Annotated in this window: 2 protein-coding genes and 1 pseudogene; all 3 read left to right on the forward strand. The window is 70.8% G+C overall.

The annotated features are described in order from the left end of the window. Window positions 1-185: 185 nt before the first annotated feature. Window positions 186-959, forward strand: coding sequence for a tyrosine-protein phosphatase (locus WAL33_RS14525; RefSeq protein WP_422182231.1), 774 nt, complete (start codon window positions 186-188; stop codon window positions 957-959). 229 nt (window positions 960-1,188) lie between these two features. Next, window positions 1,189-2,628, forward strand: coding sequence for an MFS transporter (locus tag WAL33_RS14530; RefSeq protein ID WP_422182232.1), 1,440 nt, complete (start codon window positions 1,189-1,191; stop codon window positions 2,626-2,628). A 53-nt stretch (window positions 2,629-2,681) separates the two neighbouring features. Then, a pseudogene (locus WAL33_RS14535) lies at window positions 2,682-3,004 on the forward strand (aminodeoxychorismate synthase component I); the annotation flags it as partial.

The raw sequence follows: 3,004 nt of genomic DNA on the forward strand, positions 1-3,004 counted from the left end.
CCCCTCAGTCGCTCCGCGACAGCTCCCCCAGAGGGGGAGCATCTAGCGCGATCAGATCCTCCCCCTCTGGGGGAGGTGGCCCGGAGGGCCGGAGGGGGACTATGTCACCGGTGATCGTTCGAAACCCGCCCCTCCGGGCCATGGCCCGTCTCGCTTTCGTCACCGCGCGGCGCTAACACACCGCCATGACCCGTCACATCCCCCTGCAAGGCGTCGAGAACTTCCGGGATTTCGGCGACTACGCCGCCGGCGAGGGCCGGTTGAAGAAGGGCGTGCTGTTCCGCGCCGCCCACCAGGCCGAGGCCACCGACGAGGATCTCGTCGCCATGGCCGGCCTGAACCTCTGCACCATTGTCGACCTGCGCCGGCCCAACGAGCGCCAGCGCGATCCGTCGCGGCGCTGGGCGGGCTTCGCGGCCGAGGTGATCGACAACGACCTGGGCGTGACGGGCGAGGACCCCTGGCACACCTTCCTGCGCGGCTCGGACCTGTCGGTGGAGTCGATCCGCGGCTACCTGGTCGACTACTACCGCCGCGCGCCGTTCGCCGAGCGCCACCTGGACCTGTTCCGCCGCTACTTCCAGGCCCTGGCCGCCGCGCGCGGCCCGGTGCTGATCCACTGCGCGGCGGGCAAGGACCGCACCGGCCTGCTGGCCGCCCTCACCCACCACGTGGCCGGTGTGGGCGACGACGACATCGTCGACGACTACCTGCTGACCAACAACGAGGCCTTCTTCGCCCGTCGCGGTCCCCGGATGGCCGATCGCCTGGAAGCCGAGCTCGGCCGCCGGCCGACCGACACGGCGATGCGCGTGGCCCTGGGCGTCGAGGCCGACTACCTGGCTACGGCGATCGCCGAGATGAAGGCCCGGTACGGCTCGCTCGACGGTTATCTGGAACAGGCGCTCGGGCTGGACGCGGCGGGCCGCGAGGCGGTGCGGGCGCATATCCTGCTGTGAATGACCCTTCTCCCCTTGCGGGAGAAGGTGGCCCGCGAGGCGGGTCGGATGAGGGGTCGAAAGCCCTATCTGGAAGTTCTGAGAGACCCCTCACCCGTCGGCCTTCGGCCGCCACCCTCTCCCACAAGGGGAGAGGGACCACGAACGCGCGTGACAAACGCCCGTTTCAAAGTCACGCTCCATCCAAGCCGCCGCGCCAGACGACGGCCTGTAAACAGGGTGGAACCGCATGAGTGAGTTCTCGGCCGCCGCGGCGGTCCCGGCGAGCGGCGAACCGATCGCCCCGCTGAAGTCGGGCCTGCCGCGCGGGGCCCTCGCCTGGATCCTGCAGCAGGGCGCGCGCGACCCCTATGTGATCCTGATCACCATCTACATCTTCTCGCCCTACTTCTCGCGGGTGCTGGTCGGCGACCCGGTCAAGGGCCAGGCGGTGGTGGCCAACATCTCCACGATCTATGGCCTGCTGACCGCCGTGACCGCGCCGTTCCTGGGGGCGATGATCGAGCAGTACGGACCGCGCAAGCCGATGCTGGGGGGCGTGCTGGCGATCATGGTCCCGGCCCTGATCGCCCTGTGGTGGGCCATGCCGGTCGGCGGCCTGCCGCTGGTGGTCACCAGCGCCCTGCTGATCGTGCTGGGCGTGGTCTATAATCTCGGCGACGTGCTGAGCAATTCGCTGCTGGGCCGCGCCGCCGGCGCCGTTCCGGGGCGCGCCGCCCTGATCTCGGGCCTGGGCTACGCCGTGGCCAACGGCCTGTCGGTGGCCCTGCTGATCTTCATGCTGTGGGGCATGGTGCTGCCCGGCCAGGTCGACTGGCCCGGCGTGCCGCACGCTCCGCTGTTCGGCCTGGACCCGGCCAAGAACGAGCCCAGCCGGATTTCCGGACCCCTGTCGGCGGCGGTGATGCTGCTGGGCGCGATCCCGTTCTTCCTGTGGACCCCCGACGCGCTGCGCACCGGCCGCAGTTGGATGGCCAGCCTGCGGGACGGGATCGCCATGCTGCGCGACATCTTCGGCAACCTGAAGGGCCACCGCGACATCGCCGTCTTCCTGGGCGGACGCCTGCTCTACAACGACGGCATGACGGCGCTGCTGGTGTTCGGCGGACTCCTGGCCGCCGGCCTGATGAAGTGGGGCGCGCTGGAAATGCTGGCCTACGGCATCTCGCTCAGCATCTTCGGCGTGTTCGGCGGTCTGATCGCGCCGTGGCTCGACAAGGTGCTGGGCCCGCGCAAGGCCGTGCAGGTCGAGATCGCCGGCTCGCTGCTGGTGCTGCTGGCCACCCTGGGCATGGGCCGCGAGAAGATCCTCTATTTCTGGGCCTTCGACCCGGCCGCCCACGCGCCGGTCTGGAACGGACCCCTGTTCCGCACCGTGCCCGAGCTGATCTATCTGGGCCTGGGCCTGCTGATCGCGGTGTTCGTCACCGCCCAGTACGCCTCCAGCCGCACCCTGCTGATCCGCCTGTGCCCGCCCGACAAGACCGCGGCGTTCTTCGGGCTCTACGCCCTGTCGGGCACCTGCACCATGTGGTTGGGTTCGCTGCTGGTCGCCCTGGCCACCGCCGTCTTCAAGAGCCAGGTCGGCGGCTTCGTGCCGGTGGCGGCCCTGCTGCTGGCGGGCCTTTGCGTGCTGTTCCTGGTCAAGGGCGGCGAGCCGGAGACCTGATCAGCAGCCTCGGCCCCATGGCGTCGAACGGCGCGCGGCGGTATCACCCGCCGATGCGTCATGTCGTCCTCATCAGCGCCCCCTGGCGCGACCCGGTCTGGGCCGCGGCCCCGTGGCGGGACGAGCCCTTCGCCTGTGCGATGATCTCCGGCGGCCAGGCCGGGCGGTGGTCCTATCTGCTGCGCGATCCGGACGCGACGCTGAGCGTGACCCCCGACGACCCGCGCGACCCGTTCGCCGCCCTGGCCGAGCTGGTGGGGCCGCCCCAGGCCATGGACCCCGACGGCCCGCCGTTCCAGGGCGGGGTGGTGGGCCTGGCCGCCTATGAGCTGGGCGACCGCGTCGAGCCCCTGGACCTGCCGCGCACCGGCTGGCC

The sequence above is a fragment of the Caulobacter sp. genome (genome assembly GCF_049283275.1).
Classification (GTDB): domain Bacteria; phylum Pseudomonadota; class Alphaproteobacteria; order Caulobacterales; family Caulobacteraceae; genus Caulobacter.